General features: G+C 63.3%; 25 protein-coding genes. All 25 read left to right on the top strand.

Translation table 11 applies throughout. The features are described from left to right. The first annotated feature begins 12 nt into the window (after positions 1-12). On the top strand, positions 13-1203 hold the full coding sequence (gene tuf, locus NR187_RS28030) for an elongation factor Tu (RefSeq protein WP_200455586.1): 1191 nt from the start codon (positions 13-15) through the stop codon (positions 1201-1203). 82 nt (positions 1204-1285) lie between these two features. Beyond that, a complete protein-coding gene (gene rpsJ / locus NR187_RS28025) occupies positions 1286-1594 on the top strand; it encodes a 30S ribosomal protein S10 (protein WP_002712302.1) in 309 nt (102 codons plus the stop codon). Positions 1595-1647: 53 nt separating this feature from the next. Further along, positions 1648-2361 (top strand): 50S ribosomal protein L3, encoded by a 714-nt coding sequence (rplC, locus tag NR187_RS28020; RefSeq protein WP_211386656.1) that lies wholly within the window; start codon positions 1648-1650, stop codon positions 2359-2361. 1 nt (position 2362) lies between these two features. After that, a complete protein-coding gene (rplD, locus tag NR187_RS28015; RefSeq protein WP_074116741.1) occupies positions 2363-2983 on the top strand; it encodes a 50S ribosomal protein L4 in 621 nt (206 codons plus the stop codon). After that, a complete protein-coding gene (locus NR187_RS28010) occupies positions 2980-3282 on the top strand; it encodes a 50S ribosomal protein L23 (RefSeq protein WP_211386655.1) in 303 nt (100 codons plus the stop codon). The genes rplD and NR187_RS28010 overlap by 4 nt, the downstream gene beginning before the upstream one ends. Positions 3283-3294: 12 nt before the next feature. Then, positions 3295-4128 (top strand): 50S ribosomal protein L2, encoded by an 834-nt coding sequence (rplB, locus tag NR187_RS28005; protein WP_211386654.1) that lies wholly within the window; start codon positions 3295-3297, stop codon positions 4126-4128. 12 nt (positions 4129-4140) lie between these two features. After that, on the top strand, positions 4141-4419 hold the full coding sequence (gene rpsS, locus NR187_RS28000; RefSeq protein ID WP_008136357.1) for a 30S ribosomal protein S19: 279 nt from the start codon (positions 4141-4143) through the stop codon (positions 4417-4419). Positions 4420-4429: 10 nt separating this feature from the next. Continuing rightward, positions 4430-4816 (top strand): 50S ribosomal protein L22, encoded by a 387-nt coding sequence (gene rplV / locus NR187_RS27995; protein WP_211386653.1) that lies wholly within the window; start codon positions 4430-4432, stop codon positions 4814-4816. 18 nt (positions 4817-4834) lie between these two features. After that, positions 4835-5560, top strand: coding sequence for a 30S ribosomal protein S3 (rpsC, locus tag NR187_RS27990; protein WP_129268065.1), 726 nt, complete (start codon positions 4835-4837; stop codon positions 5558-5560). 32 nt (positions 5561-5592) lie between these two features. Then, the gene (rplP, locus tag NR187_RS27985) at positions 5593-6006 is read left to right on the top strand and encodes a 50S ribosomal protein L16 (RefSeq protein WP_008136349.1); all 414 of its coding nucleotides are present in this window, start codon (positions 5593-5595) and stop codon (positions 6004-6006) included. Positions 6007-6011: 5 nt separating this feature from the next. After that, positions 6012-6218: a 50S ribosomal protein L29 gene (rpmC, locus tag NR187_RS27980; protein WP_140982250.1), complete on the top strand. Its 207-nt coding sequence runs from the start codon at positions 6012-6014 to the stop codon at positions 6216-6218. Between the two features lie 13 nt (positions 6219-6231). Continuing rightward, complete coding sequence (rpsQ, locus tag NR187_RS27975; protein ID WP_007603028.1) at positions 6232-6480, top strand: 30S ribosomal protein S17; 249 nt, start codon at positions 6232-6234, stop codon at positions 6478-6480. An 83-nt stretch (positions 6481-6563) separates the two neighbouring features. Next, on the top strand, positions 6564-6932 hold the full coding sequence (gene rplN, locus NR187_RS27970) for a 50S ribosomal protein L14 (RefSeq protein ID WP_007603030.1): 369 nt from the start codon (positions 6564-6566) through the stop codon (positions 6930-6932). Continuing rightward, positions 6932-7246 (top strand): 50S ribosomal protein L24, encoded by a 315-nt coding sequence (gene rplX, locus NR187_RS27965; protein ID WP_007603031.1) that lies wholly within the window; start codon positions 6932-6934, stop codon positions 7244-7246. The genes rplN and rplX overlap by 1 nt, the downstream gene beginning before the upstream one ends. Beyond that, on the top strand, positions 7239-7796 hold the full coding sequence (gene rplE, locus NR187_RS27960; protein ID WP_211386652.1) for a 50S ribosomal protein L5: 558 nt from the start codon (positions 7239-7241) through the stop codon (positions 7794-7796). The genes rplX and rplE overlap by 8 nt, the downstream gene beginning before the upstream one ends. Before the next feature lie 46 nt (positions 7797-7842). Then, the gene (rpsN, locus tag NR187_RS27955; RefSeq protein WP_211386651.1) at positions 7843-8148 is read left to right on the top strand and encodes a 30S ribosomal protein S14; all 306 of its coding nucleotides are present in this window, start codon (positions 7843-7845) and stop codon (positions 8146-8148) included. A 14-nt stretch (positions 8149-8162) separates the two neighbouring features. Further along, positions 8163-8561 carry a 30S ribosomal protein S8 gene (rpsH, locus tag NR187_RS27950; protein WP_007603034.1) on the top strand — a complete coding sequence of 133 codons (399 nt, stop codon included), beginning with the start codon at positions 8163-8165 and terminating at the stop codon, positions 8559-8561. Between the two features lie 16 nt (positions 8562-8577). Next, complete coding sequence (rplF, locus tag NR187_RS27945; protein ID WP_027549201.1) at positions 8578-9111, top strand: 50S ribosomal protein L6; 534 nt, start codon at positions 8578-8580, stop codon at positions 9109-9111. 11 nt (positions 9112-9122) lie between these two features. Beyond that, on the top strand, positions 9123-9485 hold the full coding sequence (gene rplR, locus NR187_RS27940; RefSeq protein WP_211386650.1) for a 50S ribosomal protein L18: 363 nt from the start codon (positions 9123-9125) through the stop codon (positions 9483-9485). 44 nt (positions 9486-9529) lie between these two features. Beyond that, positions 9530-10120, top strand: coding sequence for a 30S ribosomal protein S5 (gene rpsE, locus NR187_RS27935; protein ID WP_211386649.1), 591 nt, complete (start codon positions 9530-9532; stop codon positions 10118-10120). A 25-nt stretch (positions 10121-10145) separates the two neighbouring features. Next, positions 10146-10340, top strand: a complete 195-nt coding sequence (gene rpmD, locus NR187_RS27930; RefSeq protein WP_011088137.1) for a 50S ribosomal protein L30 — start codon at positions 10146-10148, stop codon at positions 10338-10340. Between the two features lie 74 nt (positions 10341-10414). Then, positions 10415-10900 carry a 50S ribosomal protein L15 gene (gene rplO, locus NR187_RS27925; protein ID WP_211386648.1) on the top strand — a complete coding sequence of 162 codons (486 nt, stop codon included), beginning with the start codon at positions 10415-10417 and terminating at the stop codon, positions 10898-10900. A gap of 150 nt (positions 10901-11050) precedes the next feature. Next, positions 11051-12382 carry a preprotein translocase subunit SecY gene (gene secY / locus NR187_RS27920; protein ID WP_211386647.1) on the top strand — a complete coding sequence of 444 codons (1332 nt, stop codon included), beginning with the start codon at positions 11051-11053 and terminating at the stop codon, positions 12380-12382. Further along, entirely contained in the window at positions 12379-13590 is a 1212-nt protein-coding gene (locus NR187_RS27915; RefSeq protein ID WP_256808357.1) for a preprotein translocase subunit SecY, read from the top strand. Before secY ends, NR187_RS27915 begins: the two co-directional genes overlap by 4 nt. After that, the gene (locus NR187_RS27910) at positions 13587-14456 is read left to right on the top strand and encodes an adenylate kinase (RefSeq protein ID WP_211386645.1); all 870 of its coding nucleotides are present in this window, start codon (positions 13587-13589) and stop codon (positions 14454-14456) included. Before NR187_RS27915 ends, NR187_RS27910 begins: the two co-directional genes overlap by 4 nt. Positions 14457-14536 lie beyond the last annotated feature (80 nt).

Raw genomic sequence — 14536 nt, 5'->3', positions numbered from 1 at the left:
ACGGAGAGTCAAATGGCCAAAGCAAAGTTTGAACGTAACAAGCCGCACTGCAACATCGGCACCATCGGTCACGTTGACCATGGCAAGACGTCGTTGACCGCGGCGATCACCAAGGTTCTCGCCGAAGCCGGCGGCGCGACGTTCACCGCGTACGACCAGATCGACAAGGCGCCGGAAGAGAAGGCGCGCGGCATCACGATCTCGACCGCGCACGTCGAGTACGAGACGCCGAACCGCCACTACGCCCACGTCGACTGCCCCGGCCACGCTGACTACGTGAAGAACATGATCACCGGCGCCGCCCAGATGGATGGTGCGATCCTGGTCGTGTCGGCCGCTGACGGCCCGATGCCGCAGACCCGCGAGCACATCCTGCTCGCCCGCCAGGTCGGCGTGCCCGCGCTCGTCGTGTTCCTCAACAAGTGCGACATGGTCGACGATCCGGAGCTGCTTGAGCTCGTCGAGCTCGAAGTCCGCGAACTGCTCTCGAAGTACGAATTCCCGGGCGACAAGATCCCGATCATCAAGGGTTCGGCACTCGCCGCTCTCGAAGATTCGGACAAGAAGCTCGGCCACGACGCCATCCTCGAGCTGATGAAGAACGTCGACGAGTACATTCCGCAGCCGGAGCGTCCGATCGACCAGCCGTTCCTGATGCCGGTTGAAGACGTGTTCTCGATCTCGGGTCGCGGTACCGTCGTGACCGGCCGTGTCGAGCGCGGCATCGTCAAGGTCGGCGAGGAAATCGAGATCGTCGGTCTGCGTGCGACCCAGAAGACCACCGTCACCGGCGTCGAAATGTTCCGTAAGCTGCTCGATCAGGGCCAGGCCGGCGACAACATCGGTGCGCTGCTCCGCGGCACCAAGCGCGAAGACGTCGAGCGCGGTCAGGTGCTGGCGAAGCCGGGTTCGGTCAAGCCGCACACCAAGTTCAAGGCCGAGGCTTACATCCTCACCAAGGAAGAGGGCGGCCGCCACACCCCGTTCTTCACCAACTACCGTCCGCAGTTCTACTTCCGCACCACCGACGTGACCGGTGTCGTGCATCTGCCGGAAGGCACCGAGATGGTGATGCCGGGCGACAACATCGCGATGGAAGTGCACCTGATCGTGCCGATCGCGATGGAAGAGAAGCTCCGCTTCGCGATCCGCGAAGGCGGTCGCACCGTCGGCGCCGGCGTCGTCGCCTCGATCATCGAGTAATTACGAGAATAGGGATCGGCGAGTAGCGAATGGAGACATTCGCTATTCGCTATTCGCCACCCACTGAAGAAAGACCACGGCAATGAACGGCCAAAACATTCGTATCCGGCTCAAGGCGTTCGACCATCGTATCCTCGATACGTCGACCCGCGAGATCGTGAACACGGCGAAGCGCACCGGCGCGCAGGTCCGCGGACCCATTCCGCTGCCCACCCGCATCGAGAAGTTCACCGTCAACCGTTCGCCGCACGTCGACAAGAAGAGCCGCGAACAGTTCGAGATGCGCACCCACAAGCGTCTGCTCGACATCGTCGATCCGACCCCGCAGACCGTCGATGCTTTGATGAAGCTCGACCTGGCCGCCGGTGTCGACGTCGAGATCAAGCTCTAAGATTTTTGGATCACGTTCGCGACTAGCGGACAGAAAGAACAGGAAGCACGCCGATGCGCTCCGGAGTGATCGCACAAAAGGTCGGGATGACGCGGGTCTTTACAGAGGCCGGCGAACATATCCCCGTGACCGTGCTGAAGCTCGGCAATTGCCAGGTCGTAGGCCACCGCACTGAAGAGAAAAACGGTTACGTCGCGCTCCAGCTTGGTTCTGGCAGCCGCAAGACCGTGTACATGCCCAAGGCGGAGCGCGGCCAGTTCGCTGTCGCCAAGGTCGAGCCGAAGCGGCAGGTCGAGGAATTCCGCGTCTCCGCGGATGCCATGATCCCTGTCGGCGCCGAGATTCTCGCCGACCACTTCGTGGTCGGCCAGTTCGTCGACGTCACCGGCACCTCGGTCGGTAAAGGCTTCGCCGGCGGCATGAAGCGCTGGAACTTCGGCGGTCTGCGCGCTACGCACGGCGTGTCGGTCTCGCACCGCTCGATCGGTTCGACCGGCGGCCGTCAGGACCCCGGCAAGACCTGGAAGAACAAGAAGATGCCCGGCCATATGGGTGTCGACCGCATCACCACGCTCAACCTTCGAGTCGTCCAGCTCGATGTCGAGCGCGGCCTGATCCTCGTCGAAGGCGCCGTTCCCGGCTCCAAGGGCGGCTGGATCCGCGTGCGCGACGCCGTCAAGAAGCCGCTGCCTAAGGAAGCTCCGAAGCCCGGCAAGTTCAAGGTTGCTGGCGAAGCGGAAGCCGCCCCGGCTGCGCAGGAGGCGTGAGATGGAATTGAAGGTCACCACCCTCGAAGGTAAGGAAGCCGGCTCGGTCCAGCTCTCCGATACCATTTTCGGTCTCGAGCCGCGCCAGGACATCATTGCACGTTGCGTGCAGTGGCAGCTCAACAAGCGCCAGGCCGGCACGCACAAGGCCAAGGGCCGCGCCGAGATCTGGCGCACCGGCAAGAAGATGTACAAGCAGAAGGGCACCGGCGGTGCTCGTCACGGCTCGGCCCGCGTGCCGCAGTTCCGCGGCGGCGGCCGGGCCTTCGGTCCGGTGGTGCGTTCGCACGCCACCGACCTGCCGAAGAAGGTCCGCGCGCTGGCTCTAAAGCATGCGCTCTCGGCCAAGGCCAAGGACGGCGATCTCGTCGTGATCGACAAGGCCGCGCTGGAAGCCGCCAAGACCAAGGCGCTGCTCGGCCACTTCTCGGGTCTGGGGCTCACCAACGCCCTGATCATCGACGGCGCCGAGCTCAACAACGGCTTTGCGGCTGCGGCCCGCAACATTCCGAACATGGACGTGCTGCCGATCCAGGGCATCAACGTCTATGACATCCTGCGCCGTCAGAAGCTCGTTCTGACCAAGGCCGCCATCGATGCGCTGGAGGCGCGCTTCAAATGACGAAGAACATCGAGCCTCGCCACTACGACGTGATCCTGTCGCCGGTCGTGACCGAAAAGGCGACGATCGCCTCGGAGCACAACAAGGTGCTGTTCAAGGTGGCCGCGAAGGCGACCAAGCCGCAGATCAAGGAAGCGATCGAGAAGCTGTTCGACGTCAAGGTCAAGAGCGTCAACACGCTGGTCCGCAAGGGCAAGACCAAGATCTTCCGCGGCAATCTCGGCTCGCAGTCGAACACCAAGCGCGCGATCGTGACCCTCGAAGAGGGCCACCGGATCGACGTCACCACCGGTCTGTAAGGTCGTACGACGATGGCACTGAAGACATTCAATCCCACGACGCCGGGCCAGCGCCAGCTGGTCATGGTCGATCGTTCGGCGCTCTACAAGGGCAAGCCGGTCAAGGCGCTCACCGAAGGCAAGCACTCCTCGGGCGGCCGCAACAACACCGGTCGCATCACCGTGCGCTTCCGCGGCGGTGGTCACAAGCGGACGCTGCGCGTCGTCGACTTCAAGCGTGACAGGCTCGATGCGCCCGCGACGGTCGAGCGGCTGGAATACGATCCGAACCGCACCGCGTTCATCGCGCTCGTCAAGTACGAGGACGGCACCCAGGCCTATATCCTGGCGCCGCAGCGCCTGGCCGTCGGCGATTCCGTCGTTGCCGGCAACTATGTCGACGTGAAGCCGGGCAACGTCATGCCGCTCGGCAACATGCCGGTCGGCACGATCATCCACAACATCGAGGTCAAGATCGGGAAGGGCGGCCAGCTGGCCCGTTCCGCGGGCACCTATGCCCAGCTCGTCGGTCGCGACCATGACTACGTGATCATCCGCCTGAATTCGGGCGAGCAGCGCCTGGTGCACGGCCGGTGCCGCGGCACGATCGGCGCGGTGTCGAACCCGGATCACATGAACACGTCGATCGGCAAGGCCGGCCGCAACCGTTGGCTGGGCCGCAAGCCGCACAACCGCGGCGTTTCGATGAACCCGATCGACCATCCGCACGGCGGTGGTGAAGGTCGTACCTCGGGCGGTCGCCACCCGGTCACTCCGTGGGGCAAGCCGACCAAGGGCAAGAAGACCCGCAGCAACAAGTCGACCAACAAATTCATTCTCCTAAGCCGCCACAAGCGGAAGAAGTAAGGAACGCCGGACATGGTTCGTTCAGTCTGGAAAGGCCCGTTCGTCGAGGGTTCTCTGCTCAAGAAGGCAGATGCCGCGCGCGCGTCCGGCCGTCACGACGTCATCAAGATCTGGAGCCGTCGCTCGACGATCCTGCCGCAGTTCGTCGGCCTGACCTTCGGCGTCTACAACGGTCAGAAGCACGTGCCCGTGGCCGTCAACGAGGAAATGGTCGGTCACAAGTTCGGCGAGTTCTCGCCGACCCGGACCTTCCATGGCCACTCCGGGGACAAGAAAGCCAAGAAGGCTTGAGGATTAAACGATGAGCAAACCTAAGCGCGAACGGAGCCTCGCCGAGAACGAGGCCAAGGCGGTCGCCCGGATGCTGCGGGTGAGCCCGCAGAAGCTCAACCTGGTCGCCCAGCTCATTCGCGGCCGGAAGGCGGCTGCTGCGCTCGCCGACCTGCAGTTTTCGCGCAAGCGGATCGCGGTTGACGTGAAGAAGTGCCTGGAATCGGCTATTGCCAACGCCGAGAACAACCACGACCTCGACGTCGACGATCTCGTCGTGGCGCAGGCCTTCGTCGGCAACGGCCTCGTGATGAAGCGCTTTGCCCCCCGCGGCCGTGGCCGCTCGGGCCGTGTCTACAAACCATTTTCACAGCTGACGATCATCGTTCGTCAGGTCGAAGCCGAAGCAGCGGCTTAAGGGACGCAGGAGAAAACGATGGGTCAAAAGATCAATCCGATCGGCCTGCGTCTGGGCATCAACCGGACCTGGGATTCGCGCTGGTTCGCCGGCAAGCAGGAATACGGCAAGCTGCTGCACGAGGATGTCAAGATCCGCGAGATCCTGCACAAGGAGCTCAAGCAGGCGGCCGTCGCCCGCATCGTGATCGAGCGTCCGCACAAGAAGTGCCGCGTCACCATCCACTCGGCTCGTCCGGGCGTGGTGATCGGCAAGAAGGGTGCCGACATCGACAAGCTTCGCAAGAAGGTCGCGGACATCACCTCGTCCGACGTCGTCATCAACATCGTCGAAATCCGCAAGCCGGAGCTCGATGCGACGCTGGTGGCCGAATCGATCGCGCAGCAGCTGGAGCGCCGCGTGGCGTTCCGCCGCGCCATGAAGCGCGCCGTTCAGTCGGCGATGCGTCTCGGCGCGGAAGGCATCCGAATCAACTGCTCGGGACGTCTGGGCGGTGCGGAAATCGCGCGTATGGAATGGTACCGCGAAGGTCGCGTGCCGCTGCACACGCTGCGTGCCGACATCGACTACGGCGTTGCGACCGCGTTCACGACCTTCGGCACCTGCGGCGTCAAGGTCTGGATCTTCAAGGGCGAGATCCTCGAGCACGATCCGATGGCCCAGGACAAGAGAATGGCCGAAGGCGAGACCAGCGGCGGTGGTGATCGCGGTGGCCGTGGGCGCCGTGACAACGCTGCGGCCTGACGCCAGCACAGAGAATTTGAGGGCTTGAAGCCATGATGCAACCTAAGAAAACGAAGTTCCGGAAGGCGCATAAGGGCCGTATCCACGGCGTTGCGTCTTCGGGGGCGACGTTGGCCTTCGGCCAGTTCGGCCTGAAGGCGACCGAGCCTGAACGCGTCACCGCGCGCCAGATCGAAGCCGCTCGCCGCGCGCTGACCCGCCACATGAAGCGTGCGGGCCGCGTCTGGATCCGCGTGTTCCCGGACGTTCCGGTGTCGAAGAAGCCGGCCGAAGTCCGCATGGGCTCCGGCAAGGGTTCGCCGGAACTGTGGGTCGCGCGCGTCAAGCCGGGCCGGGTGCTGTTCGAGATCGACGGCGTCAACACCCAGACGGCGCGTGAGGCGCTGACCCTGGCGGCCGCCAAGTTGCCGATCAAGACGCGCTTCGTCGAGCGCATTGCGGAGTAATGGCCATGGCACAGATGAAGATCGAAGACATCCGCGCGATGAGCCCCGACCAGCAGGATGACGCCATCCTGAACCTGAAGAAGGAGCGCTTCAACCTGCGCTTCCAGCGTGCCACGGGGCAGCTCGAGAACACCTCGCGCCTGCGCGAGGCTCGTCGTGACATCGCCCGGATCAAGACCGTCGCCGCGCAAAAGCGCGCGAAGAAGAAGTAAGAGGCTTACGAAGATGCCGAAACGTACTTTGCAGGGCGTGGTCGTCAGCGACAAGCAAGCCAAGACCATCGTGGTGCGCGTTGATCGCCGCTTCACGCACCCGATCTACAAGAAGACGATCCGTCGTTCGAAGAACTACCACGCGCACGACGAGAGCAACGAATTCAAGCCGGGCGACATGGTGTGGATCGAGGAATCGAAGCCGATTTCGAAGTTGAAGCGCTGGGTCGTGATCCGGGGCGAACACAAGAAAAGCGCCTGATCTGTTGGCTTTAGCCGACTGACTTCAGGGAAATGTTGAGCGCCGGCTGGGCTGGCGCAAAGAGAAGAGGACGAGGTGCATCAATGATTCAGATGCAGACCAACCTCGACGTGGCCGATAATTCTGGCGCACGCCGTGTCATGTGTATCAAGGTGCTCGGGGGCTCCAAGCGCCGCTACGCCACGATCGGCGACATCATCGTCGTCTCGATCAAGGAAGCGATTCCGCGTGGCAAGGTGAAGAAGGGCGACGTGATGAAGGCCGTCGTGGTGCGCGTCCGCAAGGACATCCGCCGCGCCGACGGTTCGGTCATCCGCTTCGACCGCAACGCCGCCGTTCTGATCAACAACCAGTCCGAGCCGGTCGGCACCCGTATCTTCGGGCCCGTGCCGCGCGAGCTGCGCGCCAAGAATCACATGAAGATCATCTCGCTCGCGCCGGAGGTGCTGTGATGGCTGCGAAGATCCGCAAGGGCGACAAGGTCGTCGTGCTGACCGGTCGCGACAAGGGCCGCACCGGCGAGGTGTTCGAGGTGCGTCCCGACGCCGGCACGGCCCTGGTGCGCGGAATCAACATGGTCAAGCGTCACCAGAAGCAGACGCAGGCCCAGGAGGGCGGCATCATCTCGAAGGAGTCGCCGATCCAACTGTCTAACATCGCGTATGTCGGCAAGGATGGAAAGCCGACCCGCGTCGGATTCAAGATTCTGGCGGACGGCAAGAAGGTCCGCATCGCCAAGAGCTCGGGAGCTGAGATCGATGGCTGAGGCCGCTTACACGCCGCGCCTGCGCGCGGAATACGACGCGAAGATCCGCACCTCCATGACCGAGAAGTTCGGTTATGAGAACGTGATGCAGGTTCCGCGCCTGGACAAGATCGTGCTGAACATGGGCGTTGGCGATTCCGTCAACGACCGCAAGAAGGCCGAGACGGCAGCCGCCGAACTGACCCAGATCGCCGGCCAGAAGGCGATCGTGACCTACTCGCGTATCGCGATCGCGACCTTCAAGCTGCGTGAGAACCAGCCGATCGGCTGCAAGGTCACGCTGCGCAAGGCCCGCATGTACGAGTTCATCGATCGCCTTGTGACGGTCGCGCTGCCGCGCGTCCGCGACTTCCGCGGCCTGAACCCGAAGAGCTTCGACGGCCGCGGCAACTACTCGCTCGGCATCAAGGAGCACATCATTTTCCCCGAGATCGACTTCGACAAGGTCACGGAAGCCCGCGGTATGGACATCACCGTCTGCACCACGGCCAAGACCGACGAAGAGGCGAGGGCCTTGTTGACCGCTTTCAATTTCCCGTTCCGGCAGTGAGACGCTGACCTAAAGCCTCTCAAACGCGGATACCCAGGAGCCAAGCATGGCAAAGAAGAGTTCAATCGAGAAGAACAACCGGCGCAAGCGGATGACGAAGAACGCCGCCCCGAAGCGCGCGCGGTTGAAGGCGATCATCGCCGACAAGACGCTGCCGATGGAGGAGCGGTTTGCCGCGACCCTGAAGCTGGCGGAAATGCCGCGCAACTCGTCGGCGACCCGCATCCGTCTGCGTTGCGAGCTGTCGGGCCGTCCGCGCTCGATCTACCGCAAGAACAAGCTGTCCCGTATCGCGCTGCGCGAGCTTGGCTCCAAGGGCATGGTCCCGGGCCTCGTGAAGTCCAGCTGGTAAGGAGGGTCGTTTAGATGTCTACGCACGATCCAATCAGCGATCTGATCACCCGTATCCGCAACGCGCAGATGCGCTCCAAGAACAAGGTCTCCACGCCTGGCTCGAAGATGCGCGAGAACGTCCTCGAAGTGCTGAAGAGCGAGGGCTACATCCGCGGTTACGCCACGCTCGAGCATTCCTCGGGCCGCAGCGAGATCGAGATCGAGCTGAAGTATTTCGACGGCGAGCCCGTCATCCGCGAGATCGAGCGGGTCTCCAAGCCTGGGCGTCGCGTTTACGCCTCGGTGAAGAACCTGCCGCGGGTCAACAACGGACTCGGCATTTCGGTGTTGTCGACGCCGAAGGGAATCATGGCCGACCACAGTGCGCGTGAAGCGAACGTGGGCGGTGAAGTTCTCTTCACGGTGTTCTGAGAAGGATTTTTGATCCATGTCACGTGTTGGCAAAAGGCCTGTTGCGGTGCCGTCGGGTGTGACCGCGACCGTCGATGGGCAGACCGTCAAGATGAAGGGGCCGAAGGGCCAGCTTCAGTTCGTCGTCCATGACGACGTCGAGGTGAAGCTCGAGAACGGCCAGGTGAAGGTGAACCCGCGGGTCGAGACCAATCGCGCGCGGGCGCTGTACGGCACGGCTCGCGCCCAGGTCGCGAATCTGGTCGAAGGCGTCACCAAGGGCTTCGAAAAGAAGCTCGAAATCACCGGCGTCGGTTACCGCGCCGCGATGCAGGGCAAGAACCTGCAGCTCGCGCTCGGCTACAGCCACGATGTGGTCTACGCGATCCCGGAAGGGATCACGATCACCGTGCCGAAGCCGACCGAGATCACGGTGACCGGCAGCGACATCCAGCGCGTCGGCCAGGTCGCCGCCGAGATTCGCTCCTATCGTCCGCCGGAGCCCTACAAGGGCAAGGGCGTGAAGTATGTTGGCGAATTCATCTTCCGCAAGGAAGGCAAGAAGAAGTAACGGAGCCGGTCATGACGAAAGCCAAGGTTACGAATGCCCGGCGCAAGCGGAGTGTGCGGCTCAAGTTGCGCCGCTCCGGTGGCGGCCGTCCGCGTCTGTCGGTGTTCCGCTCGTCCAAGCACATCTACGCCCAGGTCATCGACGATCTGAAGGGCGAGACGCTGGCCTCCGCCTCGTCGCTCGAGAAGTCGATGCGCGACGGCGGCAAGACCGGCGCCGACATCGATGCGGCGAAGGCGGTCGGCAAGCTGCTGGCCGAGCGCGCCGCCGAGAAGGGCGTCAAGGAAGTCGTGTTCGATCGCGGCAGCTATCTCTATCACGGGCGCGTCAAGGCTCTTGCCGACGCGGCGCGTGAGAGCGGGCTGAGCTTCTAACAGAATTTGAGGATTGAGGCGTAAGCCTCTGAAGGATTGGAAAAATGGCAGAACGCGAACAACGTGGTGGACGCGATCAACGCGGCGGACGTGACCGTCAGCAGCGCGAGGAGCGCGACAGCGAGTTCGTCGACAAGCTCGTTCACATCAACCGCGTGGCCAAGGTCGTCAAGGGCGGCAAGCGCTTCGGTTTCGCAGCGCTGGTCGTGATCGGCGACCAGAAGGGCCGCGCCGGTTTCGGTCACGGCAAGGCGCGCGAAGTGCCCGAGGCGATCCGCAAGGCAACCGAGTCCGCCAAGCGCAACCTGACGCGCGTGTCGCTGCGCGAGGGCCGTACGCTGCATCACGACATCGCCGGCCGTCATGGCGCGGGTCGTGTCTACCTGCGTGCAGCTCCCGCGGGTACCGGCATCATCGCCGGCGGTCCGATGCGCGCCGTGTTCGAGACGCTCGGCGTCCAGGACGTGGTGGCGAAGTCGATCGGCTCGTCGAACCCCTACAACATGGTGCGCGCGACCTTCGATGCGCTGAAGCACCAGGATTCGCCGCGTTCGGTCGCAGCCCGCCGCAACATCAAGGTCTCCACCCTTCAGGCGCGTCGCATCGGCGGCGATGCCGAAGTGGCTGCTGACTAACGGAAGCTTTTCGGAGTAGACCACGATGGCCAAGGCCGCAAAGACGATCAAGCTCGAGCAGACCGGCAGCGCGATTCGCCGCCATCACTCGCAGCGTTCGACGCTGATCGGGCTCAAGCTCAACAAGATCGGCCGCACCAGTGAACTGCCGGATACCCCGGCGGTCCGCGGCATGATCGAGAAGGTTCACCATCTCGTCCGCATCGTCGACGAGAAGTAAGCAAGGGCGCGCGATCCCGAAGTCCGGCACCGGCTTTCGGCGAAGATCATGCGCAAGAAACAAGGAGAAGGGCGATGAAGCTCAGCGATATCGCCGACAACGCCGGCTCGCGCAAGAAGCGTATGCGCGTCGGCCGCGGCATCGGTTCCGGCAAGGGCAAGCAATCCGGCCGCGGTGGCAAGGGCCAGACCGCGCGTTCGGGCGTGCGCATCAAGGGTTTCGAAGGCGGCCAGATGCCGTTGCATCGCCGTCTGCCCAAGCGCGGCTTCAACAACATCTTCCGCATCGAGTTCGCCGAGATCAATCTCGACCGGCTCCAGGAAGCGGTCGATGCCAAGAAGATCGATGCCGGCAGCGTCGTGAATGTCGAGGCCCTGGTGAAGGGCGGCGTGCTGCGTCGCCCCAAGGGCGGGCTGCGGCTGCTCGGCCGCGGCGAGCTCAAGTCCAAGCTCAACATTGAAGTGCACGGCGCCACCAAGACCGCGATTGCCGCGGTCGAGAAGGCCGGCGGTTCGGTGAAGATTCTCGCCCCTGCCAAGGAAGAAGGCGAGGCGGCGTAACAACTGCGTCATTGGCCCGCGGCTCGCGGGCCTTTACGCATGTGGGACGTGGACTTATCGAAGCCGAGCCCCAGATAATGTCCGGCGTCCGCTATATAGTAGCCCGGCCGCGGGCATGACGGCGCAACAGGCGGCGGGAGAAAGTCCAAGATGGTCTCTGCAGCGGAACAACTGGCAGCCAATCTCAATTTCGGCGCGTTTGCCAAGGCCGACGAGCTGAAGAAGCGCATCTGGTTCACCCTGGGTGCGCTGCTCGTTTATCGGCTCGGGACCTACATCCCGCTGCCCGGCATCGATCCCAACATCTGGGAGCAGGTGTTCCGCTCCCAGGCGGGCGGCATCCTCGGCATGTTCAACATGTTCGCCGGCGGCGGCATCCACCGCATGGCGATCTTCGCGCTGAACATCATGCCGTACATCTCGGCCTCGATCATCATCCAGCTCCTCACCACCGTCTCGCCGCAGCTCGAGGCGCTGAAGAAGGAAGGCGAGGCCGGCCGCAAGCTGCTGAACCAGTACACCCGCTATCTCACGGTCATCCTGGCCGCGTTCCAGTCCTACGGCATCGCCGTGGGCCTCGAGGGCGCCGGCAACGTCGTCAGCGACCCCGGCATGTTCTTCCGCCTGTCCACGGCGATCACGCTGACCGGCGGCACCATGTTCCTGATGTGGCTGGGCGAGCAGATCACCTCGCGCGGCATCGGCAACGGCATCTCGCTGATCATTCTCTCCGGCATCGTCGCCGAGCTGCCGGCGGCGCTCGCCAACATGCTCGAGCTCGGCCGTCAGGGGGCGATGTCGACCGGCCTGATCCTGGTCGTCATCATCATGGCGGTCGCCGTGATCGCCTTCATCGTGTTCATGGAGCGCGCCCAGCGCCGGCTCTTGATCCAGTATCCCAAGCGCCAGGTCGGCAACAAGATGTTCGAAGGCCAGTCCTCGCATCTGCCGCTCAAGCTCAACACCTCGGGCGTGATCCCGCCGATCTTCGCGTCCTCGCTGCTGCTGCTGCCGACCACGGTTGCGAATTTCAACGCGGGCAAGGGACCGGAATGGTTCCAGTGGATCACGACCCAGCTCGGCCACGGCCGGCCGCTGTTCCTGATCATGTATCTCGCGCTGATCGTCTTCTTCGCGTTCTTCTACACCGCGATCGTGTTCAACCCGACCGAGACCGCGGACAATCTGAAGAAGCACGGCGGCTTCATTCCGGGCATCCGCCCCGGTGAGCGCACGGCGGAATATATCGACTACGTGTTGTCGCGCATCACCGTGCTCGGAGCGGTCTATCTGGCGATCGTCTGCTTGATCCCGGAGATCCTGATCTCCTACGCCTCGGTGCCGTTCTACTTCGGCGGCACATCGCTGCTGATCGTCGTCAGCGTCACCATGGACACGGTGGCGCAGGTGCAAGGCTATCTGCTGGCCCATCAGTATGAGGGCCTGATCCGTAAGTCGAAGCTGCGCGGCCGCCGTAGATGAGCAGGGAGCTCGCGCGCCGGATCGCTTTCACGATTGGCGCGCTGCTCCTTTTCAGGCTGGGCACCCAGATCCCGTTCGCAGGGATGGGTGCTTCGAGCCTGTCGTTCTCCGCCGAGCATGTGGGCCGCTTTTCGATCTTTGCACTCGGTATCTTTCCTTATCTGAGTGCTGCGATCGTCATTCGGCTTCCTTCGCTGGTATGGCAGGGCCTGAGCTCGCTCGAGAGGTCGGGCGAGCGCGGCCGGCGCAGGATCTCCGGCTACACGCTGATCCTGACTTTCGCGTTTGGGGCCTTCCAGGCCTACGGCTACGCCTCGGCCGTCCGGACAATTCCGGCACTGGTTCCCAATCCGGACGAATGGTCCGTGCTCGCGGCCACGGCCTCGGTCGTCGGTGGTGTGTTCGTCCTGATCTGGCTCAGTGAACAGATCACCCGCCACGGCATCGGCAATGGTCTGGCGCTGCTGCTCAGCGTCAATTTTCTGGTTCATATCCCGGGCGACGTTGCCGGCATCGCAGGCCTGCTGCAGAGCGGTGAAATCTCCGGCGATCTCGTGCTGGTCCACGCCGTCTTCTGGTTCGCGCTCGTCGCCCTGATCGTCTTTGTTGAGGGCGCGCGACGGAATGTCCGGGTCGAGTTCGCCGAACGCAAAGTCGGCGATCGTCTGCTGCCCGCGTGCTCGGCGGTTCTTCCGATCAAGATCAACAACGCCGGCTTTCTGGTGCCGGCCACCGTGGCGCCGTGGATCTGGTTTCTGCCGCTGGCTGGCCTGACCTACATCTTTGGTGCCGATACGCCATGGGTCGCCGCCGCCTACCGGCAACTTGAGCTTGGCACGCTGGCGCACGTGGTCCTCGGATCGGTTGCGGTCTTCGTGCTTGCGTTCGTCTACACCGCCTATGTGGTCGATCCCGAGCACACGGCCCAATCCTTGGCTGCACGCGACGGCAGCATCACCGGTGTCGCACCCGGCGAGGCGACGGCCGGCTATCTCGATCGCGTCGTATCATTGACGACGGTCGTCGGAGCCGTCTACCTGACGGCATTGCAGTTGATTCCGGAGGTCTTCGAGCTTTACCGGATCGGGCTGCCTTATAGTATGATCATCGATGGTGGTGCGGCGCTGGTTGTGGTTTGCACCGCTCTTGATATCAAAACACAGGTGCGCGACGTATCGCTCACCAATCCGGGGGGCGTACGCCGATGAGAATTATACTTCTGGGACCGCCGGGATCGGGCAAGGGGACCCAGGCGCAGCGGCTGGTACAGCGCTACAGCATCGTCCAGCTTTCGACCGGTGAGATGTTGCGCGCGGCCGTGGCGGCGGGAACGCCGGTCGGGCTCAAGGCCAAGGAAATCATGGCCAGCGGCGGCCTCGTTCCCGACGAGGTCGTGGTCGGAATCATCTCCGATCGCATCGACCAGCCGGACGCGAAGAACGGTTTCATCCTCGACGGTTTCCCGCGCACCGTGCCGCAGGCCGAGGCGCTGGACGAGTTGCTCAAGCACAAGCACCTCAAGCTCGACGCGGTGATCGAGCTCCGCGTCAACGAGAGCGCGCTGCTGAACCGTGTCGAGACCCGCGTTGCCCAGATGCGGGAGCGCGGCGAGGAGGTCCGGATCGACGATACCCCGGAGGTCCTGACCAGGCGTTTAGCCAGCTACCGCAACCAGACGGAACCCCTGATTCACTACTATTCCGAGCGGCGGAAGCTCTCGACCATCGACGGCATGATGGCCATCGACGAGGTGACCCGCGCCATCCACCGCCTGCTCCTGGCGCTCGGGGCGGTCGAGCCCAAGACGCATGCCCGCAGCGCGGCCAAGACGGGCCCCGCCAAGACGACGGCCAAGAAGGCCAAAGCGGCCAAAAAGCCGGTGAAAACAGCCAAAAAGGCTGCGAAATCCGCCAAAAAGGCCACCAAGAAGGCCGTGAAGGGTGCCAAGAAGGCGGCCAGGAAGACCGTCAAGAAGGCGACAAAGAAGGCGGCCAAAAAGACGGTCAAGAAGGCCGTCAAAAAGGGTGCCAAAAAGGCCGCAAAAAAGGTCACGAAAAGGCGAGCCAAGCGCTAGCGGCGGTTGACGAAAGCCCCCTGAATCCCCTAATAAGCCCCGCATCCAAGTCGGATAGTTTCAAACGATGCCGGGCCCCA

The sequence above is a fragment of the Bradyrhizobium sp. Bra64 genome (assembly GCF_024519875.1).
GTDB lineage: Bacteria > Pseudomonadota > Alphaproteobacteria > Rhizobiales > Xanthobacteraceae > Bradyrhizobium > Bradyrhizobium japonicum_G.
This window is presented reverse-complemented; position numbering and strand designations above follow the sequence as displayed.